The following is a 19,124-nucleotide window of genomic DNA, read 5'->3' as shown; positions in this document are numbered from 1 at the left end:
CCGACACGGCGTCACGGCGTGCTCGCCACGAAGGCGCTCAGAACCCGCGAATGCCTTAGCCCCGGGGCGTGGTGGTTCTGGGCCAGGGGTGGGTGTGTTCGTAGGCGTGGGCTGCGCGCAGGACGGTGGCGTCGGCGTGGCGGGGGCCGATGATCTGCAGGCCGATGGGCAGGCCGTCGTCGGTGCGGCCGCAGGGGATGCTGGCGGCGGGTTGCTGGGTCATGTTGAACGGGTAGGTGAACGGGGTCCAGGTGGTCCAGCGGTCTCCGTCGGTGGGGGATTCGCGGCCGGCGTCGAAGGCGGGGATGGGGACGGTGGGGGTGAGCAGGAGGTCGTAGGTCTGGTGGAAGGCGGCTGTGCGCTGGCCGAGGAGCATGCGGGTGTTGGTGGCTTCGAGGTAGTCCTGGGCGCTGTAGGTGAGGCCTTGGCGGCAGATGTCGGCGAGGCCGGGGTCCAGGAGGGCGCGTTGGTCGTCGGTGAGGTGTTCGGTGGCTTTGGCGGCTCCGGCGAACCACAGGACGTGGAAGTCCTCGCGGGGGTCGGTGATGCCGGGGTCGGCGGCTTCGACGTGGGCGCCGAGTTCTTCGAAGGCGGTGGCGGCGCGGGTGATGGCGTGGGCGATCTGGGGGTCGACGGGGGTGTCGAAGCCGAGGTCGAGGCTGACGGCGATGCGCATGCCGGTGAGTGAGCCGCCGAGGTGGTCGAGGAAGGAGTCGGTGGGTGCGGGCAGGGCGGACCAGTCGCGGGGGTCGGGGTGGGCGAGGACGTCGAGCATGAGGGCGGTGTCGGTGACGGTGGTGGTCATGGGTCCGGCGTGGGAGAGGGTGCCGAAGGGGCTGGCCGGGTAGAGGGGGATGCGTCCGTAGGTGGGTTTGAGGGTGGTGATGCCGCAGAAGGCGGCGGGGATGCGGACGGATCCGCCGCCGTCGGTGCCGAGGGCCAGGGGTGCCATGCCGGTGGCCACGGCTGCGGCGGCGCCGCCGGAGGAGCCTCCTGCGGTGCGGGTGGTGTTGTGGGGGTTGCGGGTGATGCCGTGGCGGGGGCTGTCGGTGACGGCTTTCCAGGCGAGTTCGGGGGTGGTGGTCTTGCCGACGATGACGGCGTTGTGGGCGCGCAGGTGTGCCACGGCGGGGGCGTCTTCGGTCCAGGGGCCTGCGGGGTCGATGGTGCGGGAGCCGCGCAGGGTGGGGTGGCCTTCGGTGAGGAAGAGGTCCTTGACGGAGGTGGGGACGCCGTCGAGGCGTCCGGCGGGTTGGCCTTGGTGCCAGCGCTTCTCGGATTCGCGGGCGGCTTGCAGGGTGGCTTCGGGGTCGAGGTGGCAGTAGGCGTTGATGGCGTGGTCGTGGTCGTCGATGCGCTGCAGGACGGCTTCGCAGGCTTCGACGGGGGAGAGGGTTCCGGCGGCGTAGGCGGCCAGCAGTTCGGTGGCGGGCAGCTCGGTGGGCTGGGTGTGGGCCATGGCGTCTCCGGTGGGTGGTGTCAGGTGGTGACGTAGCCGCGGTGCTTGTCGACGACGTTGCGCAGGTCGGTGCCGTGGGTGAAGGCGCGGAGGTTGTGCAGGAAGAGGTCGACGAGTTCGTCGGTCCAGCCGAGGGTGTCGCCGGACATGTGCGGGGAGATGAGCACGTTGGGCATGTCCCACAGGGGTGAGTCGGTGGGCAGTGGTTCGGTGTCGAAGACGTCGAGGGCGGCTCCGGCGATCTGGCCGCGTTGCAGGGCGGTGACCAGGGCGGGTTGGTCGACGTGCTCGCCTCGGCCGACGTTGATCAGCCGGGCGGTGGGGCGCATGGCGGCGAGCACGTCGGTGTTGATGAGCCCGTGGGTTTGGGGTGTGAGGGGTGCGGCGCAGATGAGGAAGTCGAATTCGCCTGCGACGCGGGCGAGTTCGTCGGAGGGGTGGATGTCGCCGAAGTCGGGGTCGCCGGTGCGGGCGGTGCGTCCGGCGCCGGCGACGTGGACTCCGGTGGCGGTGAGCTGGCGGGCGATGGCGCGGCCGATGGGGCCGGTGCCGATGACGAGTGCGGTTTTGCCGGCGAGGCGGTCGGTGACGCGGTGCTGCCACTGCTTGCGGTCCTGCAGGCGCAGGGTGGTGTGCATGTCCTTGGTGAAGGTCAGCGCGGTGCCCAGGACGTATTCGGCGATGGGTTGGTCGAACACGCCGCGGGAGTTGGTCAGGGCGATGTCGGAGTCGCGGAGTTCGGGGAACAGCAGGCGGTCGACTCCGGCGCTGGCGGAGTGGATCCAGCGCAGCTGGTCGGCGTGGGGCCAGGCGTCGGCGATGGCCTGGGAGCGGAAGGCCCACACGAACATCGCGTCGGTGCCGGGCAGGGCCTTGGGCAGCTCGTCGCCGGTGGCGTAGCGCAGTTCGGCGTGCTCGGCGATGCGGGCCATTTCGGCGGGGGCGTCGCCGTCGTGGAGGACGACGACGGTGGGGCGGGTGTGGATCATGCCGTTGACCTTAGGTCCGCAGGGGTGGTGGGTGATCGTCTCCCACGCCGGTTGCGCGCGTGTTTCCCCCGGTGCGGGGCATGCGAAAGGGGGTTTGGGAGAAGGCATTGACACGCTAGGAACGGTTCGTAGGATTGTCAACAATCCACTGGGCGACGGCGGTGCCGGAACGCCGGGGGGAGTCCACCGGATCATCACCGCAGGAGGAGTGGATCGATGCCCAGGTACCTGTCGATCACGCTGGAGAAGCGCGGCGTGTCGTGCGTGGCGGAACTGCTCGATGCTGACGCGCCCCGCACCTGCGAGGCGGTGTGGAACGCGCTGCCTCAGGTCGGGCCCGTGCACCACGCCAAGTACGCGCGCAACGAGGTCTACACGATGGTCCCGCGCTTCGCCGTCGACGAGCCCGGGCAGGAGAACCCGACGGTCACCCCCATCCCGGGTGATGTCGTCTACTTCTCCTTCCCCGGCGGCATGCTGGACCGGGAGTTCAAGCAGGACAAGGGGATCGAGGGGCTGCCGGGGGTGATCGACCTGGCGATCTTCTACGGGCGCAACAACCTGCTGCTCAACGGCGACGTGGGCTGGGTGCCCGGCAACGTCTACGCCACGATCGTCGAAGGGCTGGCCGAGATGGCCGAGGCCTGCAACGACGTGTGGCGTTCCGGCAGCGTCGGCGAGACGCTGCGCTACGACAGGTACGAGCGGTAGGGGCGCGGCCATGCTGCCCGAAGACTTCCTCGGCGCGATGCCGGGGCCTGCGGCCCAGCGGGGGATCGGGGTGATCGCCCCGTTCGACCTGGCGCTGGACCGCGAGCTGTGGCGGTGGGTGCCCGAGGAGGTGTCGCTGCACGTGACCCGCACCCCGTTCGTGCCGGTGCCGGTGAGCGTGGAGCAGGCGAACCTGGTCTCCGACGAGGCCGCGGTGCACGCGGCCACCCGCGACCTGCTCGTGCCCGAACCGGAGGTGGTGGTCTACGCGTGCACCTCGGGCAGTTTCGTCGACGGTGCGGGCGGGCAGCGCCGCCTGGTGGAGGTGATGCGCGCGGCGGGCGCGCCGGAGGCGGTGACGACCTCGGGTGCGCTGGTGGAGGCCCTGGAACTGCTGGGCGTGGGCAGCGTCGCGATCGCCACCCCGTACGTCGTGAGCATCACCGACCGGCTGCGGTCGTTCCTCGGTGAGCACGGCGTCGGGGTGGTGGCCAGCGAGGGCCTGGGTCTGCCGGGCCGGATCTGGTCCACCCGGTACAGCGAGGTGGTCGAGATCGTGCGCGCGGCCGATCGGCCCGAGGCCGAGGCGGTGTTCATCTCGTGCACGAACCTGCCCACCTACGACCTCATCGGTCCGCTGGAGCAGGAGCTGGGCAAGCCGGTGCTGACCGCCAACCAGGTCACGATGTGGGCGGCGCTGCGGGCGATGGGGCTGGCCGCGGTCGGCGGCGAGCAGCGGTTGCTGCACGCCGTGGACGCCTCGGCCGCCTAGCTGGTCAGCACGTGACCGGACCGTAAAGAAGACATCACGAACTCTCCACCGGCCGCGCCCTCTGCGATAACATTGTCAACAATCGACACCCGGTTTTCGGGTGGGCAGAGGCCGTGGTCGTTGGACGTGACAAGCACAGGATGGAGCTCCCCGGTGCCGCACACCGCAGGAATTCTGTATCCCGGTTTCAGCGCCGAAGACGACTACCCCACCTTGCAGCGCCTGCTGGGCCCCGAGGTGCGGCTGCCGCTGGTGCACACGCTCATGCGCGAGGACGCGCACCGCGTCGACGCGCTGCTGGACGTGGGCTCCGAGGAGGTCCTGGCCGACGGTGCCCGCGCACTGGGGCCGGTGGACTCGGTGATCTGGGCGTGCACCTCGGGCAGTTTCGTCTTCGGCTGGGACGGGGCGCGCGAGCAGGTCGACAAGCTGCGCGCGGTGACCGGGGTGCCCACCTCCAGCACGTCGTTCGCGTTCGTCCACGCCGCCGCGCGCCTCGGGCTCTCGCGGGTGGCGGTGGCCGCGACGTACCCGGCGGAGGTGGCGGCCCGGTTCGTGGAGTTCCTCCACGCCGCCGGCCTGGACGTGGTGGACGTGGCCGCCAGGGGCATCATCACCGCCGCCGAGGTCGGCACGCTGGGGCGCGAGGCGGTGCTGGAGTTCGCCGCGGCCCACGATCACCCCGACGCCGAGGCGCTGCTGCTGCCGGACACGGCGCTGCACACCGCGGCGTGGCTGGAGGATCTGGAGGCCCGGGTGGGCAAGCCGGTGCTGACCGCCAACCAGGTCAGCGCGTGGGAGGCGCTGCGGCTGGCCGGTGACGACCGGCCGCGACGAGGATTGGGAACGCTGTTCGCGACCGCACCCGGTGCGTGAGCGGCGTTCGAGGATGCGAGGAAATGGTGAGCGCAGTGCTCGGGACCGAGGAGCAGAACCAGCAGCCCGGTGAGCTGGAGCCGGTGCAGCGCAAGTCCACGGCGGCGATCGTGGCCGATCAGCTGCGCGCGGCGATCATGTACGGGTCGTTGCCTCCGGGGTCGCAGCTGGGTGAGGCGGAGCTGGCCCAGCGGTTGGGTGTGAGCCGGGGGCCGTTGCGGGAGGCGATGCAGCGGCTGGTGGCCGAGGGGTTACTGCGCAGCGAGCCGCATCGCGGGTTGTTCGTGATGGATCTCGACACCGATGACGTCGCCGACATCTACCTGGCGCGGCTGGCGGTGGAACGCGCGGCGTGCGAGCAGATCGTGCGTCATCACCGGGTGGAGGCGGTGGCGGAGCTGACCGCGGCCCAGTCGCGGATGGTGGCCGCGGCGGGCAAGGGCGATGCCATCGAACTGGCCGACGCCGACCAGGAGTTCCACGAAACCCTGGTGCGCGTGTCGGGCAGCGCCCGGCTGCAGCGCATGGCCCAGACCCTGCTGGTGGAGAAGCGCATGTGCCTCACGGCTCTGCAGGACAAGTACCACGCCGACATCCAAGCCCTCGTCGACGAGCACCGAGGCCTGGTGGACGCCATCGAAGCAGGAGACGAGGCGTTGTTGCTCTCCCGCCTGGAGGGCCACATGAACGACGCCCTGGACCGCCTCAACGGCTCCCTCGCCGAGTAGCACCCCACGAGGAATCCGCTCAACACGACGCGGACATGACGAAGCCCCCGCTCTCTTCGAGTGCGGGGGCATCGTCGTTGCGGTGGTCGGCGGTCACAGGCCGCCGATGGAGATGTACTTGGGTTCGAGGAATTCGTCGATGCCGAGCTTGCCGCCTTCCCGGCCGAGGCCGGAGGCCTTGACGCCGCCGAAGGGGGCGGCGGGGTTGGACACGATGCCCTGGTTGAGGCCGACCATGCCGGTGTCGAGGGCTTCGCTGACGCGCAGGCCGCGCTGCAGGTTCTGCGTGAACAGGTAGCTGACCAGGCCGTACTCGGTGTTGTTGGCCTTGTCGATGGCCTCGCGCTCGTCGGTGAAGGTGGTGATGGGCGCGACCGGGCCGAAGATCTCCTCGGAGGCCATCCGCGCGCCCTCGGGCACGTCGGTGAGCACGGTGGGGGTGTAGAAGTAGCCGTCGCCGCCGTGGGCCTGGCCGCCGGTGACGACCTGGGCGCCCTGGGCGATGGCGTCGGAGACCAGGTCGGTGACCTTGCCGAGCTGCTTGGCGTCGATGAGCGGGCCGACCTGGACGTCGTCGGCGACACCGCGGCCGATGGTCAGGGCCGACATGCGTTCGGCGAGCTTGTCGGAGAAGGCCGGGGCGATGTCGGCGTGGACGTAGAAGCGGTTCGCGGCGGTGCAGGCCTCGCCGATGTTGCGCATCTTGGCCTGCATGGCGCCTTCGACGGCGGCGTCGAGGTCGGCGTCGTCGAAGACCAGGAACGGGGCGTTGCCGCCGAGTTCGAGGGAGACCTTGAGGACCTGCTGGGCGGACTGCTCGATGAGCTTGCGGCCCACGGCGGTGGAGCCGGTGAACGAGAGCTTGCGGGCGCGCGGGTCGCGGATCATGGGTTCCATGACGCCGCCGGCGTCGGCGGCGGTGACGACGTTGAGCACGCCGTCGGGCAGGCCGGCTTCGCGGAGGATGTCGGCCAGGGCCAGCATCGACAGCGGGGTCTGGTGGGCGGGTTTGATGACCGAGGTGCAGCCGGCGGCGATGGCGGGGCCGATCTTGCGGGTGCCCATGGCCATCGGGAAGTTCCACGGGGTGATCAGCAGGGCGGGGCCGACGGGCTGGCGGGTGATCAGGAACCGGCCCGCGCCGTTGGGCGGGACGGCGTAGTCGCCGCCGATGCGCACGGCCTCCTCGGCGAACCAGCGGAAGAACTCCGCGGCGTAGGTGATCTCGCCGCGCGCCTCGGCCAGCGGTTTGCCCATCTCGAGGGTCATCAGCAGCGCGAGGTCTTCGCGGCGGGAGATGATGATCTCGTAGGCGCGGCGCAGGATCTCGCCGCGTTCGCGCGGCGGGTGCGAGGCCCAGTCGGCCTGGGCGTCGTGGGCGGCGGCCAGGGCGGCCAGGGCGTCGTCGGGGGAGGCGTCGGCGACCTGGCACAGGGTGGTGCCGGTGGCGGGGTCTTCGACGTCGAAGGTGCGGGCGCCGGTGGCGTCGCGCCACTTGCCGCCGATGAGCAGTTGCTTGGGGGCGGCCTCGACGACGGTCGCCTCGCGGGGGTGCGTTGGGGTGGTGGTCATCGCTGAGCGGACCCTCCTGGGTGTCGACGGTTCCTCGATTGCCAACCTAGACCGCTTCGGTGGTGGACACCGGGTGTTGCTGATGGTTGCATGACTGCCTAGATTGTCAACAATCCTACATTCCGCACGCTTGGAGTCGATCATGACGGAGCTCTCCCCGGCGCTCAAGCAGGCGACCCCGGTGCTGGCCGCGCGCGGCGAAGGGGTCTACCTCTACGACACCGACGACCGCCCGTACCTGGACTTCACCGCCGGCATCGGCGTCACCAGCACCGGACACTGCCACCCGCGCGTGGTCGAGGCCGCCCAACGCCAGGTGGGCACCCTCATCCACGGCCAGTACACGACCGTGATGCACCAGCCGCTGCTGGCGCTGACCGAACGCCTCGGCGACGTCCTCCCGCAGGGGCTGGACCGGGTGTTCTACGTCAACTCCGGTAGTGAAGCGGTCGAAGCCTCGGTTCGGTTGGCGCGACACGCCACCGGACGGGCCAACATCATCGCCTTCCAGGGTGGTTTTCACGGACGCACGATGGGCGCGGCCGCGCTGACCACCTCCGGGGTGAAGGTGCGCGCCGGCATCGGGCCGATGATGGGCGGGGTCGTGTTCTCCCCGTTCCCCGAGGCCTACCGGTGGCGCTGCACCGCGGAGGAGGCCGTGTCGCGGGCGCTGGCCGAGTTCGACCAGCTGCTGCTGACCCAGACCAGCCCGCGCGACACCGCCGCGATCATCGTCGAGCCCGTGCTCGGCGAAGGCGGCTACATCCCCGCGCCCCCGGAGTTCCTGGCCGGGCTGCGCGAACGCGCCGACGCCCACGGCATCCTGCTCATCGTCGACGAGGTGCAGACCGGCGTCGGGCGCACCGGACGGTTCTGGGGCCACGACCACGCCGGTATCCGCCCCGACATCCTCATCACCGCCAAGGGCCTGGCCAGCGGATTCCCGATCTCGGCCATCGCCGCGAGCGAGGAGCTGATGAGCAAGGCCTGGCCGGGATCGCAAGGCGGCACCTACGGCGGCAACGCGGTGGCCGCGGCCGCGGCCCTGGCCACCCTCGACGTGGTGGAGCAGGAAGGTCTGGTCGCCAACGCCGCCGAGCAGGGCGCGCGGCTGGCCGAAGGACTGCGCAAGGTCGCCGCCGACCACCCCGTCATCGGCGACGTGCGCGGCCTGGGGCTGATGCTCGGCAACGAGTTCACCACCCCGGAGGGCGCACCGGACGCGGCCACCGCGGCCCGGGCGCACGCCCAGGCCGCCGAAGCCGGGCTGCTGCTGCTGACCTGCGGCCCGCACGGCAACGTGGTGCGCATGATCCCGCCGCTGGTGGTCACCGGCGAGCAGGTCGACGCCGCGCTGGAGCGGTGGTCCACCGCGGTGCGGGCGGCCGTGGCAAGCTAGGAGATGCGCCGCTGGTGGCGGGTGTGAGATCTCGCTCGCTCCCGCCACCAGCACAAACCCGCAATCTCGGATCACTGTTCGATAGCGGCGGCCACCTGCGCGACGTGCTTCTGCGATGCTGCACGCCACACAGCGGCGCGTGCGGGACGCGTCGCCATCAACCGACGCAGGTGTGAGCATGAGCGACTGGTCGGCGGGCGGACCGCCGAGGCGAAGGCCGCCGCAGGGCGGCGACGACCGCTACGACTACTACCGCGGCGGCAGGCCCCCGCAAGGACGGCAACCGCAGGGACGGCGCCCCGCGCCGCCACCGCCACCCGGGCGGCCCCCGCAGGGGCGACGGACCGGGCCACCCCCGCCGCGGCGGCGCCGCCCCAACTGGGGCAAGCGCATCGGCATCGCGCTGCTGGTGGTCGTGATGCTGCTGGGTGCGCTGGTGTTCTACTTCGACAGCATGCTGCAGCGCACCGCCGCCCTGGAGTTCGAAGGCCAGGCCGCCGACTCGGCGGGCAGCAACTGGCTGCTGGTGGGCTCGGACTCCCGCGAAGGTCTCGACGAGGCCCAGCGCGAGGAGCTCTCCGCCGGTGACGCCGGCGGGCGGCGCACCGACTCGATGATGATCGTGCACATCCCCTCCGGCGGCGGCCAGCCCGCGCTGATCAGCCTGCCCCGCGACTCCTACGTCGCCATCCCCGGGCACGGCAAGACGAAGCTGAACTCGGCGTTCTCCTTCGGCGGGCCGCAACTGCTGGCCCAGACCATCGAGCAGAACACCGGCGTGCACATCGATCACTACGCCGAGATCGGTTTCGGCGGGTTCGCCGACCTCGTCGACGCCGTCGGCGGTGTGGACATCTGCCTGGACAAGCCCATGGACGACAACATGGCCAACGTCCACCTGCCGCAGGGCTGCCAGGAACTCGACGGGCCGCAGGCGCTGGGCTTCGTGCGCGCCCGCTACTCCCTCGACGGCGGCGACCTCGAACGCGCCGAGAACCAGCGCAAGCTGCTCGGTGCCCTGGTCGACAAGGGCACCAGCCCGGCCACGCTGATCAACCCGTTCCGGCTGTTCCCGCTGGCCTCCGGCGCCAGCAAGACGTTCCTGGTCAACGACTCCGACCACATCTGGCACCTGATGTCGCTGGCGCTGGCGATGGGCGATGTCAGCGGCGGTCAGGGCGTCACGACCCAGGTGCCCTTCGGGCGCTTCGGCCGCGACTCCGACGGCGGTTCGGTCATCGTGTGGGACAAGGACAAGGCCAGCCGCCTGTTCGAGGCCATCACCAACGACCAGCCCATCCCGCAGGACCTGCTCGAGCAGTAGGACCGGGCTCACGAACGAGAGCGGGCCACCCCCGAAGTGCCGGGGGTGGCCCGCTCTCGTCGTCGGTGTCAGCCCGCGAAGGCGAGCAGCTGGTTGAAGTCGCCGTTGAAGGCGTCCTGACCGCCCGGCATCGGACCGACGTCACCGTGCTGCCAGATCGTGTGATACCACCAGCCCGCCGGCAGCGGCCCGATCTCCGGGGCGTAGCGGGCGATCCACAGCGGGTTGTTCACCGCGAAGTCCGGGTTGCCGCCGGTGCACTGGTTCCACCACGACGCCGTCGTGTAGATCATCGGGAACCGGCCGGTGCGCGCCAGGTAGGTGCTGGAGAAATCCGCGATCCAGTGCGACATCGCCACCGGGTCCAGCCCGAAGCACGTGTCGCCGTAGGGGTTGTGCTCGATGTCGAGCACCCCGGGCAAGGTGCCGGTGCCCGGGGCCCAGCCGCCGCCGTTGTCGACGAAGAAGTGCGCCTGGGCAGCGCCGGTCGACCGGTCCGGCAACGCGAAGTGGTAGGCCCCGCGCACCATGCCGACCGCGGCCGCGCCCTGCACCTGACCGGCGAAGGAATCCGAGCGGAACCCGGTTCCCTCGGTGGCCTTGACGTAGGCGAACCGCGCCCCGTCGGCCCACGCCCGCCCCCAGTCGACCTGCGGCTGGTGCCCGCTGACATCGGTGCCCGCGACCGAACCGGCCGGGATCTGCGCCGGGGCGCGCTCACCCGGGCCCGCGCTGTAGCCCATCCACGCGCCCTGCGGGTCGTGCGGGTCCACCCGCGGCTCGGCGTGGGCGGGCACGGCCACGCCGGACAGGGCGGCCACCGCGGCCAGTAACACCACGGCGGCGCGGCGGCGCGGGGCGCTGCGGGAACGACCGGGGCGTCGGAACATGGGCGGCCTCCTCACGTCAACACCGACCGGCCCGGATCACGGGGAAGGCGGTGCGGTGCGTACGAAAACGGGGTCGGACGAGCACGGGACGCGCGGGTGATCTTGCGCGCGCAAGGAGGGTAACCCGACGTCAGCGCCCCTGCCGGTTAACGACGCGCCGGTGTTTCGTATTCGCCGCTGCGCTGCCGGGCCGGGTCCGTCCACAGTGTGTCCACTGTGTCCCCGAATTGGAGTTCTCGGCGCTCCTGCGGTAGCTGTGTGGCCATGGCACAGCACTACGGCGGCCGGGGCGGACCCCGCCGCAGCTCCACCCGCGCCACCACCCAGCAGCGCGACCCCGCACGCCACCGCGGCGACGGCGACCGGCTGCGCCAGGAACTGCGCGGCATGCACGGCAGCGGCTACGGCCGCTACAAGTCCCTCACCGGCAGCTGGCGCTTCGACGACTTCACCCTGCAGATCCAGCGCGTCCAGCCCGACCCCTACGCCCCGGCCAGCCGCGTGCAGGTCACCGTCGACGCCACCACCGCCGCACTGCCCACCCACCTGTGGGACACCCCCGTGCGCGCCCGCGCCCTGGCCGGATACCTCGCCCGCGCCCTGGACCGCGAACTCGCCGACAGCCGCCTGCGCATCGACGCCGGCGGCCAGGAGGTCCTCGACCGCAGCTCGTGCCAGATCCACTACGGCGCCGTGCAGGTGCGCCTGGGCATCGACCTGCCCGGGCGCGGACGCAGCATCGACGGCCACGCCGCCGCCCACACCCTCTGCAGCCAGTTGCCCGACGTCGTCGACGCCGCCCTGCGCTGGGCCGTGGCCGACCAGCAGGCCGCCGAGGACTTCGTGCGCACCGTCGTCGACACCGACGCCCTGCGCCGCGCCCTGCCCGGCCTCGGGCTGGTGGCCTTCGTCGCCGACGGGGCGATGCCGGCCCGCCGCAGCGGCGTCGACGACCGCCCCCTGGTCGACGGGGTGCCGTTCCGCTCCCCGGAGTCGATGCGCGTGAGCATCGAGCTGCCGCATCGCGGGCGGGTCACCGGCATGGGCGTGCCCGAAGGCATCACCCTGATCGTCGGCGGCGGGTTCCACGGCAAATCCACCCTGCTGCGCGCCCTGGAACAGGGCGTCTACGACCACGTGCCCGGTGACGGCCGCGAACTGGTCGTGGCCCGCACCGACACCGCGAAGGTCCGCGCCGAGGACGGCAGGCGGGTGCACCGCGTCGACGTCAGCCCGTTCGTCTCGCACCTGCCCACCGGCGCCGACACCCGCGACTTCTCCACCGACAACGCCTCGGGTTCGACCTCGCAGGCCGCGTCCATCACCGAAGCCGTCGAAGCCGGCGCCCGGGTGCTGCTGGTCGACGAGGACACCGCCGCGACGAACCTGATGATCCGCGACGCCCGCATGCAGGAGCTGGTGGCCAAGGACGCCGAACCGCTGACCCCGTTCGTCGACCTCATCCGCCCCCTGCACACCACCCACGGCGTCTCCACCGTGCTGGTCATGGGCGGTTCCGGCGACTACATGGACGTCGCCGACCAGGTGCTGATGCTCGACGCCTACCACGCCCACGACGTCACCGACCAGGCCCGGGCGCTGGCGCAGGACCGGCCCACCGGGCGACGCAGCGAAGCCGACGGGTACCCGCCGCTGCGCCACCGGGTCGTGCAGCCACGCTCCATCCCCACCGAGCGGCCCAAGATCCGCGCGCGCGGGACCGACGCCCTCACCCTGGGCGAGTCGACCATCGAGCTGCGCGGGGTGGAGCAGATCGCCGACGCCTCCCAGGTCACCGGCATCGGCCTGGCCCTGGTGAGCCTCGCCCGCCGGGGGCGCTTCGACGGCCGCGAGGAGCTCGCCGAGGTGCTGCGCGGCTGGGCCGCCGACGTCACCGACCGCGGGGTGGCGGCCGTCGACGAGCGCTTCGTCGGTGACTTCGCCGTGCCCCGGCCGCTGGAGGTCGCCGCGGCCCTCAACCGGCTGCGCGTGCTGGAGGTGTCGGACCTGCGGCCCTGACCGGTTTCCGAGGTCCTCCTGGCGGGCACCCCTGGGGCCCACCAGGAGGACCTCGATGCCGCGCATGCGTTCCCGGCCGCCACCGGCCACCGGCTACACCGACCGCGCCCACGCCGGCCACGTCCTGGCCGACCACCTGGGCGGCCTGGACCTCGCCGACCCCGTCGTGTTCGGCCTGGCCCGCGGCGGCGTGCCGGTCGCGGCCGAGGTCGCCCGGGCTCTCGGCGCGCCGCTGCGGGTGTGCGTGGCCCGCAAGATCGGTGCACCCGGCCAACCCGAACTCGCCCTCGGCGCGGTCACCGCCCACGGACCGCCGCGCTACGACCACGCCTTGCTGCGCTCGTTCGGCCTCACCCCCTCCGACCTGGCCGATGCCTGCGAGCGGGAGCGGGCCGAGGCGGCCCGCCGCGAGCACCGCTACCACGCCCTGCCGCCCGAGCTCACCGGTCGGGAGGCGCTGCTGGTCGACGACGGGCTGGCCACCGGCGCCACCGCCCGCGCCGCGCTGGGCATGCTCGCCCGAGCCCGGCCGCGGCGCCTGGTGCTGGCCGTGCCGGTGGGCGCGCCCGACTCGGTGCGGGCGCTGCGCGGGCTGGCCGATGCGGTGGTGTGCGTGCTGCAACCCGTCGGGTTCGCCGCCGTCGGCCAGTACTACCGCGACTTCGCCGCCACCACCGATGCGGAGATCACCGCGCTGCTCGACGAGCTCGGAACCGGTTGAGGCGGTCACCGTGCGCGCCCGCACAACCCCCGTGGGTGATCTTGGCTGGTGAGGCGGCACCGGCTCGCAGGGCGCCGGATAAGGCTTGCGCAACGCCTTCACCACCGCCCGAGCGGACGCGCTAACCTCTTGCGCACCTGCTCCTGTGCTGCGACGAACCCGCGATCCGGACAACCCAGGTCGGATCGGGCGGGGGACGTGGCGGTCGGGGTGGAGTTGGTACTGGATTCGGGTTGATTGGTTCGCTATGACTGCCGCTGGACATTCCGACCACTCGTCGTCACAGGCGGGCAAGCACGGCCCGCCCGCCCGCCGCACGCGCGGTGAGGAAGGGGGAGGCGACTCGGGCTACTCCTCGGAGGTCGCCCGGCAGGTCGGCGAAGCGACCGTGGCGCTGGGCGAGCGGCTGCGCGACCCGGGCGTGGCCCACAGCGTCGAGGAGATCGAGAAGGTGATGCGCGGCTTCTCGCTGACCGTGGAGGGCATGTCCGGTGGCCTGTCGGGGGTCACCGAGTGGCTGCGCGCCGCCGGGCACGTGGGCCCGCTGTCGGGGCACGCCAGCGTCATGTCCGAACGGCTCTCCCACATCGGCAAGGAGCTGTCGCGACTGGCCGATGCGATCGAGCAGGCGCAGAAGCGCGCCAGCTGAATCCGCCCCCGCCCCGCGCCGGGGTCGAATCGGGCGTCGTGCCACAATGATCACGCGCGCGACGGCACCGGTTGTTGCGGGGTGCGGCGGGGGAAGCGTTGCGCGCGCAGGGGTTTGGTGACGGCACCACCGCGTGGTGGCCTCCCGGCGAGAGTGCCGGTGGAGGCCGCCACCGGTTGTGGTGAGGCGGTGCGATCGTCTCCCGGTGCCCGAGTGCGCGGCGTGTGGAGGTGGCCCGGTTGGATCGCGGCGGTGCGGGAGATTCCTCTGCCGCCTTCGACTCGCTGTTCCGCGACGTGCTGGCCGGCTCAGGTGATTCGGCCGCCCCGTCGGCGACGCTGTCGGCGCTGCTGGACGACCAGGCCCACGAGGTGGTGTCCAAGGCCGTGCGCGCCACCGTCGAGTGGGGATCGCGGGAGCTCGACAGCACCCACCTGCTGTGGGCGGTCACGCGCGTGGAGGCCACCGCCGAGCTGCTGACCTCCTCCGGGGTGCGGGTCGCCGAGCTGGCCGAGGCGGTGCGCTCGGCGGTCATCGCCGTGCAGGAACCGCTGCTGCAGGGCCAGCCGGTGCTCTCCCCGGCGGCCCGCCGCGCGCTGCTGGGCGCCTACCGGCAGGCGTTGGCCGAAGGCGCGGATGTAGTCGGGGCCCGTCACGTCGTGCTGGGGTTGGCCGCGGACGCCGACTCGGTGGCCGGGCGGGCGCTGGCGCGTGCCATCGAGCTCGGTGAGGGCGGTGACGGGCGCGGGGTGCTGAGCCTGACGCCGCGGCTGGACGAGTTCGGGATGGACCTGACCGAGCTGGCCCGGGCGGGCAAGCTCGACCCCGTCGTGGGTCGTGACGAGGAGATCGAGCAGGCCATCGAGGTCCTCGGGCGGCGCGCGAAGAACAACCCCGTGTTCGTGGGTGATCCCGGCGTCGGCAAGACCGCGATCGTGGAGGGCCTGGCGCGGCGCATCGTGGCCGGGGAGGTGCCGTGGTCGCTGGCCGACCTGCGGGTGGTCTCGCTGGACCTGGCCGGGATGGTGGCCGGGGCGAAGTACCGCGGCGAGTTCGAGTCGCGGTTCCGCGACGTGCTCACCGAGATCCGCGCCCACCGCGACTCGGTGCTGGTGTTCATCGACGAGCTGCACGCCATCGTCGGCGCCGGAGCCGGTGAGGGGTCGATGGACGCCGGCACGATGCTCAAACCCGCTCTGGCGCGCGGCGAAGTGCGGCTGCTCGGTGCCACCACGGTGGAGGAGTACCGCAAGCACATCGAGAAGGATCCCGCGCTGGAGCGGCGTTTCGCGCCGATCACCGTCGACGAGCCCGGCGTCGCCGAGACCGTGATCGTGCTGCGCGGGCTGGCCGAGCGCTACCAGCGCCACCACCGGGTGCGCATCGACGAGGCGGCGCTGCAGGCCGCCGCCGAGCTCTCGCACCGCTACATCACCGACCGGTTCCTGCCCGACAAGGCCGTGGACCTGCTCGACCAGGCCTGCAGCCGGGTGCGGTTGCGCCGCGGCGGGCAGGTGCGTTCGGCGGCGGTGTTCGAGCCGACCGTGGTCGCCGATGACGTGGCCGACGTGGTGGCCACCCGCACCGGCATCCCGGTCTCGGACCTGACCGCCGCCGAGGCCCAGCGGCTGGTGGAGCTGGAGGACCAGCTGCGCGAGAGCGTGGTGGGTCAGGACGAGGCGGTGTCGGTGGTGGCCGAGGCGGTGCGCCGGGCCCGGGTGGGGCTGGCCGATCCGCAGCGCCCGATCGGCAACTTCTTGTTCCTGGGCCCCACCGGTGTCGGCAAGACCGAACTGGCCCGCGCCCTGGCCCAAGCGCTGTTCGGTGACACCGAGCGGGTGCTGCGCCTGGACATGGGCGAGTTCCAGGAGAAGCACTCGGTGTCGCGGCTCGTCGGTGCCCCGCCCGGCTACGTCGGCTACGGGGAGACCTCGGGTCAGCTGTCCGAGCGGGTGCGGCGCCAGCCGTATTCGGTGGTGCTGTTCGACGAGGTCGAAAAGGCCCATCCGGATGTGTTCAACACGTTGCTGCAGGTCCTCGACGCCGGCCGGTTGACCGATTCGCAGGGGCGGCTGGTCGACTTCCGCAACGTCGTGATCATCATGACCTCCAACCTCGGTGCCGAGCGGATCCTGGCCGCCGGTGCCGAGCGCACCGCTTCCGAGGAGGTGGTGGGTGAGGAGTTGCGGGCGTTCTTCCGCCCGGAGTTCCTCAACCGCATCGACGACGTCGTGATCTTCCGGCCCCTGGGGGCGGTGCAGCTGCGCCGCATCGCCGCGCTGCTGCTGGAGCGCACCCGCTCCCAGCTGGGCGAGAAGGGCATGCGGCTGTCGGTGACCGATGCGGGACTGGACTGGCTGGTCGAACGCGGCCACCAACCCGAGTTCGGCGCGCGGCCGCTGCGGCGGGTGATCTCCCGCGAGCTCGACAACCGCCTGGCCCGGCTCGTGCTCTCCGGCCAGGCCGGTGCCGGTGATGAGATCACCGTCGATGCCGATGGCAGCGGGCTGGTGCTGTCGGTGGGCCAGGTGTGGCGGCCGGTGTCGGGCGGCAAGCACGCCGCGGGAGGCGAGAACTCGCCACTTCCCGCCCCGCGCACCAGTGCGTTCGGGTGATCGTCTTCCCAGACGGGTTCGATCTTGGCATGGTGGGCTCTTGATCGTTTCCGGGTGCGGACAGGCGGTGGGGCAGTGCGGCTGGGTTGGTTGAGCGTGGCGGCCGGTGCGGTGACGGTGTGGGGCATGCTCGCCCAGCCCCGCGCCACCGGCGGGCATCCCTACGTGGCGATGCGCGATCTGGCCTACGCGCCCCGGATCGGCAATGCGCACCGCATGGACCTGTACTTACCGGCCGAAGCGGCCGGGCCGGTGCCGGTGGTGCTGTGGTCGGCCGGATCGGCCTGGCGCGCCGACAACGGCACCACCGGCGGTGAACGCGTCGCCCGCGCCTTGTGCGCCCGCGGCTACGCCGTGGCGGCGGTGGCGGTGCGGTCGAGCACCCAGGGCCGGTTCCCCGCCCAGGTGCACGACGGCAAGGCCGCGGTGCGGTGGCTGCGGGCCCACGCCACCCGCTACGGCCTCGACGGTGCGCGGATCGCGGTGATGGGCAACTCCTCCGGCGGGTGGCTGGCCAGCATGCTCGGCGCCACCGCCGGGGTGGTGGGCATGGAGGGCGATCTGGGGCCCACGTCGGTCTCCAGCGAGGTCCAGGCCGTGGTGGATCTGTACGGGCCGACGGATTTCCTGAGCATGGACGCCCACATGCCCGACGGGGCGATCGAGCGGTTCAACGCGCTCACGGGTGGCACCCGGGGTCATGACGACGCGGTCTCGCCGGAGTCGCGGTTGATCGGCGCGGAGATCCAGACGGTGCCCGAGCGGGTCGCCGAGGCCGACCCGTGCCGGTGGGTGCGGCGCGGGTGCCCGCCGTGGCTGATCCTGCACGGTACCGACGACCCCCTGGTGCCGTTCCACCAGAGCAGGTTGTTGTTCGACGCCTTGAGCGAGGCGGGGGTGCCCGCGACGTTGTACGAGATGCGGGGGCGGGTGCACGAGCACGACTACCTCGACGAGACCCGCGATTTCACGCCCCGCCGGGTCCACCACACCGGTGGTGGTGGCACCACCGGTCAGGCGCCCGCGACGTGGACTCTCGTCGCTGATTTCCTCGACACCGCCCTCCACTAACCCCCGAACTTCACACGAAAGTGTTGTTGCTTGTTGTGGGGCGACACGGCTCCTACGGTGGTGGTGCAGTCCCCTCCCGGTCGTCACGCACGCGCCGCCTGTGCGATCTCCCCAGCGCACGGCGGGTTTCGCGCAGTGCGGGCCACCGGGGGACCCGTCTGTTCGCCGACCACGAAGGGGGTAGCGTGATCGTCTCCCGATCCATGCCCGCCGGGACCAGCCACGGCGAAGGCGAGATCGTCTCACCGCGGGCCGCCGCCGAGGCGCGCTTCGGTGCCGGCGCCCGGTCGGCTTCGGCGTTACGGGTGCGCGTGCAATGGCCCGAACGCGGCGTGGTGATGGTCTCGGTCGGTGGCGAGATCGACATGGCCAGCCTGCCGCGCATCACCGAGATCCTGCGCCAGCGCCTGACCGCCGCCCGCCTGCACACCGCGATCCTGGACCTCTCCCAGGTCGGCTTCGCCAGCAGCGCCGTGCTGGAACTGCTGATGCTGGCCCACCACGCCGCCGGGCGCCGCGAGGCCCGCCTGCTGGTGGTGCCCGGCACCGGACGCGTGCGGCGCGTGCTGGAGCTGACCGGACTGTCGGGGCTGTTCGAGCAGACCGGCGACCTCGACGAGGCCCTGGCCCGCGCCCGGCGGTGAACGTCGGTGCCGCCTGGCAGGATCAGCCGGTGTGAACACCTACGTAGCGCTGCTGCGCGCGGTGAACCTCGGTAGCCGCGGGCGGCTGCCGATGGCCCGCCTGCGCGAGATCATCACCGGTCTGGGCTGGGGCGAGGTGCGCACGTACCTGCAGTCGGGCAACGCCGTGTTCACCAGCGCCGCCGCCGATGCGGCGGAGGTGGCCGAGGCGCTGCGGGGCGCGTTGCGCGGTGACGGCCTCGACACCGAGGTCATGATCCGCACCGGGCAGCAGCTCGCCGAGCTCGGCGCGGCCGGGCATCCCTTCGCCGCCGACGACAGCGACCCCACCCACCTGCAGGTCGCGTTCCCGCTCGCACCGGTGGCGGTCGAGACCGTGGCGGCCATGCCGATCCCCGCCCGCGAACGGGCCCAGCGCTGGGACGGCGAGATCGCGCTGCACTACCCGGACGGGGTGGGGCGTTCGAAGCTGACCACCGCGCACCTGCAACGCCACCTCGGCACGCCGGTGACGTGCCGGAACTGGCGGACCGTGGCCGCGCTCGCCGAGTGGTGCGCATAAATTCACGCGCGCCCGGCCGGGGGATGCCGGTAGCATCGCGGACGTCCTGCCGCCGCCGAGAGAGGTGCCCGTTGCTCATCTGAGGTTTGCCCTTGTGAGACCACGCCGCACGCGCGCACCCAT

At 72.1% G+C, this 19,124-nt stretch carries 17 protein-coding genes; 13 read left to right on the top strand and 4 right to left on the bottom strand.

What is annotated here, in order from left to right; genetic code table 11:
* Nucleotides 1-55 precede the first annotated feature (55 nt).
* Nucleotides 56-1,459, bottom strand: a complete 1,404-nt coding sequence (locus QFW96_RS05140) for an amidase (RefSeq protein ID WP_281454357.1) — start codon at nucleotides 1,457-1,459, stop codon at nucleotides 56-58.
* 20 nt (nucleotides 1,460-1,479) lie between these two features.
* Complete coding sequence (locus QFW96_RS05135) at nucleotides 1,480-2,448, bottom strand: D-2-hydroxyacid dehydrogenase (protein WP_281454356.1); 969 nt, start codon at nucleotides 2,446-2,448, stop codon at nucleotides 1,480-1,482.
* 216 nt (nucleotides 2,449-2,664) lie between these two features.
* On the opposite strand from QFW96_RS05135, the gene QFW96_RS05130 reads away from it, so the two are divergent.
* From QFW96_RS05130 to QFW96_RS05115, 4 genes are all read left to right on the top strand, one after another.
* Nucleotides 2,665-3,159, top strand: a complete 495-nt coding sequence (locus tag QFW96_RS05130) for a DUF3830 family protein (RefSeq protein ID WP_281454355.1) — start codon at nucleotides 2,665-2,667, stop codon at nucleotides 3,157-3,159.
* A gap of 10 nt (nucleotides 3,160-3,169) precedes the next feature.
* Nucleotides 3,170-3,931, top strand: coding sequence for a maleate cis-trans isomerase family protein (locus tag QFW96_RS05125; RefSeq protein ID WP_425524714.1), 762 nt, complete (start codon nucleotides 3,170-3,172; stop codon nucleotides 3,929-3,931).
* A gap of 153 nt (nucleotides 3,932-4,084) precedes the next feature.
* Nucleotides 4,085-4,807, top strand: coding sequence for a maleate cis-trans isomerase family protein (locus QFW96_RS05120; RefSeq protein WP_281454354.1), 723 nt, complete (start codon nucleotides 4,085-4,087; stop codon nucleotides 4,805-4,807).
* Nucleotides 4,808-4,830: 23 nt separating this feature from the next.
* On the top strand, nucleotides 4,831-5,535 hold the full coding sequence (locus QFW96_RS05115) for a GntR family transcriptional regulator (protein WP_281454353.1): 705 nt from the start codon (nucleotides 4,831-4,833) through the stop codon (nucleotides 5,533-5,535).
* 93 nt (nucleotides 5,536-5,628) lie between these two features.
* On the opposite strand, the gene QFW96_RS05110 is transcribed toward QFW96_RS05115, so the two are convergent.
* Complete coding sequence (locus QFW96_RS05110; protein ID WP_281454352.1) at nucleotides 5,629-7,107, bottom strand: NAD-dependent succinate-semialdehyde dehydrogenase; 1,479 nt, start codon at nucleotides 7,105-7,107, stop codon at nucleotides 5,629-5,631.
* 142 nt (nucleotides 7,108-7,249) lie between these two features.
* Between QFW96_RS05110 and QFW96_RS05105 the strand changes: the two genes are divergently transcribed.
* Nucleotides 7,250-8,506, top strand: coding sequence for an aspartate aminotransferase family protein (locus tag QFW96_RS05105; protein WP_281454351.1), 1,257 nt, complete (start codon nucleotides 7,250-7,252; stop codon nucleotides 8,504-8,506).
* Nucleotides 8,507-8,684: 178 nt separating this feature from the next.
* On the top strand, nucleotides 8,685-9,830 hold the full coding sequence (locus tag QFW96_RS05100; RefSeq protein ID WP_281454350.1) for an LCP family protein: 1,146 nt from the start codon (nucleotides 8,685-8,687) through the stop codon (nucleotides 9,828-9,830).
* A 68-nt stretch (nucleotides 9,831-9,898) separates the two neighbouring features.
* On the opposite strand, the gene QFW96_RS05095 is transcribed toward QFW96_RS05100, so the two are convergent.
* A complete protein-coding gene (locus QFW96_RS05095) occupies nucleotides 9,899-10,720 on the bottom strand; it encodes a lysozyme (protein WP_281454349.1) in 822 nt (273 codons plus the stop codon).
* A 264-nt stretch (nucleotides 10,721-10,984) separates the two neighbouring features.
* Between QFW96_RS05095 and QFW96_RS05090 the strand changes: the two genes are divergently transcribed.
* The 7 genes from QFW96_RS05090 to QFW96_RS05060 all read left to right on the top strand — a co-directional run bounded on the left by QFW96_RS05090 (nucleotide 10,985) and on the right by QFW96_RS05060 (nucleotide 19,001).
* The gene (locus QFW96_RS05090) at nucleotides 10,985-12,739 is read left to right on the top strand and encodes an ABC-ATPase domain-containing protein (protein WP_281454348.1); all 1,755 of its coding nucleotides are present in this window, start codon (nucleotides 10,985-10,987) and stop codon (nucleotides 12,737-12,739) included.
* 55 nt (nucleotides 12,740-12,794) lie between these two features.
* Nucleotides 12,795-13,460 carry a phosphoribosyltransferase gene (locus QFW96_RS05085; protein ID WP_281454347.1) on the top strand — a complete coding sequence of 222 codons (666 nt, stop codon included), beginning with the start codon at nucleotides 12,795-12,797 and terminating at the stop codon, nucleotides 13,458-13,460.
* 247 nt (nucleotides 13,461-13,707) lie between these two features.
* A complete protein-coding gene (locus tag QFW96_RS05080; RefSeq protein WP_281454346.1) occupies nucleotides 13,708-14,109 on the top strand; it encodes a hypothetical protein in 402 nt (133 codons plus the stop codon).
* Between the two features lie 239 nt (nucleotides 14,110-14,348).
* Nucleotides 14,349-16,724 (top strand): ATP-dependent Clp protease ATP-binding subunit, encoded by a 2,376-nt coding sequence (locus tag QFW96_RS05075; protein WP_425524713.1) that lies wholly within the window; start codon nucleotides 14,349-14,351, stop codon nucleotides 16,722-16,724.
* Nucleotides 16,725-16,799: 75 nt separating this feature from the next.
* Nucleotides 16,800-17,795 carry an alpha/beta hydrolase fold domain-containing protein gene (locus QFW96_RS05070; protein WP_281454344.1) on the top strand — a complete coding sequence of 332 codons (996 nt, stop codon included), beginning with the start codon at nucleotides 16,800-16,802 and terminating at the stop codon, nucleotides 17,793-17,795.
* A 185-nt stretch (nucleotides 17,796-17,980) separates the two neighbouring features.
* Nucleotides 17,981-18,439 carry an STAS domain-containing protein gene (locus tag QFW96_RS05065; RefSeq protein WP_281454343.1) on the top strand — a complete coding sequence of 153 codons (459 nt, stop codon included), beginning with the start codon at nucleotides 17,981-17,983 and terminating at the stop codon, nucleotides 18,437-18,439.
* Nucleotides 18,440-18,470: 31 nt separating this feature from the next.
* Nucleotides 18,471-19,001 carry a DUF1697 domain-containing protein gene (locus tag QFW96_RS05060; protein WP_281454342.1) on the top strand — a complete coding sequence of 177 codons (531 nt, stop codon included), beginning with the start codon at nucleotides 18,471-18,473 and terminating at the stop codon, nucleotides 18,999-19,001.
* The last annotated feature ends 123 nt before the right edge of the window (nucleotides 19,002-19,124 follow it).

Source organism: Saccharopolyspora ipomoeae, from assembly GCF_029952525.1.
Taxonomy (GTDB): domain Bacteria; phylum Actinomycetota; class Actinomycetes; order Mycobacteriales; family Pseudonocardiaceae; genus Saccharopolyspora; species Saccharopolyspora ipomoeae.
Note: the sequence above shows the minus strand (reverse complement) of the source record. Positions and strands in the feature narration are given on the sequence as shown.

Excerpts from the sequence above, each read along its gene's own strand:
- QFW96_RS05140 (WP_281454357.1), bottom strand. The coding sequence starts at position 1,459 with ATGGCCCACACCCAGCCCACCGAGCTGCCCGCCACCGAACTGCTGGCC.
- QFW96_RS05135 (WP_281454356.1), bottom strand. The coding sequence starts at position 2,448 with ATGATCCACACCCGCCCCACCGTCGTCGTCCTCCACGACGGCGACGCC.
- QFW96_RS05130 (WP_281454355.1), top strand. The coding sequence starts at position 2,665 with ATGCCCAGGTACCTGTCGATCACGCTGGAGAAGCGCGGCGTGTCGTGC.
- QFW96_RS05125 (WP_425524714.1), top strand. The coding sequence starts at position 3,170 with ATGCTGCCCGAAGACTTCCTCGGCGCGATGCCGGGGCCTGCGGCCCAG.
- QFW96_RS05115 (WP_281454353.1), top strand. The coding sequence starts at position 4,831 with ATGGTGAGCGCAGTGCTCGGGACCGAGGAGCAGAACCAGCAGCCCGGT.
- QFW96_RS05110 (WP_281454352.1), bottom strand. The coding sequence starts at position 7,107 with ATGACCACCACCCCAACGCACCCCCGCGAGGCGACCGTCGTCGAGGCC.
- QFW96_RS05105 (WP_281454351.1), top strand. The coding sequence starts at position 7,250 with ATGACGGAGCTCTCCCCGGCGCTCAAGCAGGCGACCCCGGTGCTGGCC.
- QFW96_RS05100 (WP_281454350.1), top strand. The coding sequence starts at position 8,685 with ATGAGCGACTGGTCGGCGGGCGGACCGCCGAGGCGAAGGCCGCCGCAG.
- QFW96_RS05095 (WP_281454349.1), bottom strand. The coding sequence starts at position 10,720 with ATGTTCCGACGCCCCGGTCGTTCCCGCAGCGCCCCGCGCCGCCGCGCC.
- QFW96_RS05090 (WP_281454348.1), top strand. The coding sequence starts at position 10,985 with ATGGCACAGCACTACGGCGGCCGGGGCGGACCCCGCCGCAGCTCCACC.
- QFW96_RS05085 (WP_281454347.1), top strand. The coding sequence starts at position 12,795 with ATGCCGCGCATGCGTTCCCGGCCGCCACCGGCCACCGGCTACACCGAC.
- QFW96_RS05080 (WP_281454346.1), top strand. The coding sequence starts at position 13,708 with ATGACTGCCGCTGGACATTCCGACCACTCGTCGTCACAGGCGGGCAAG.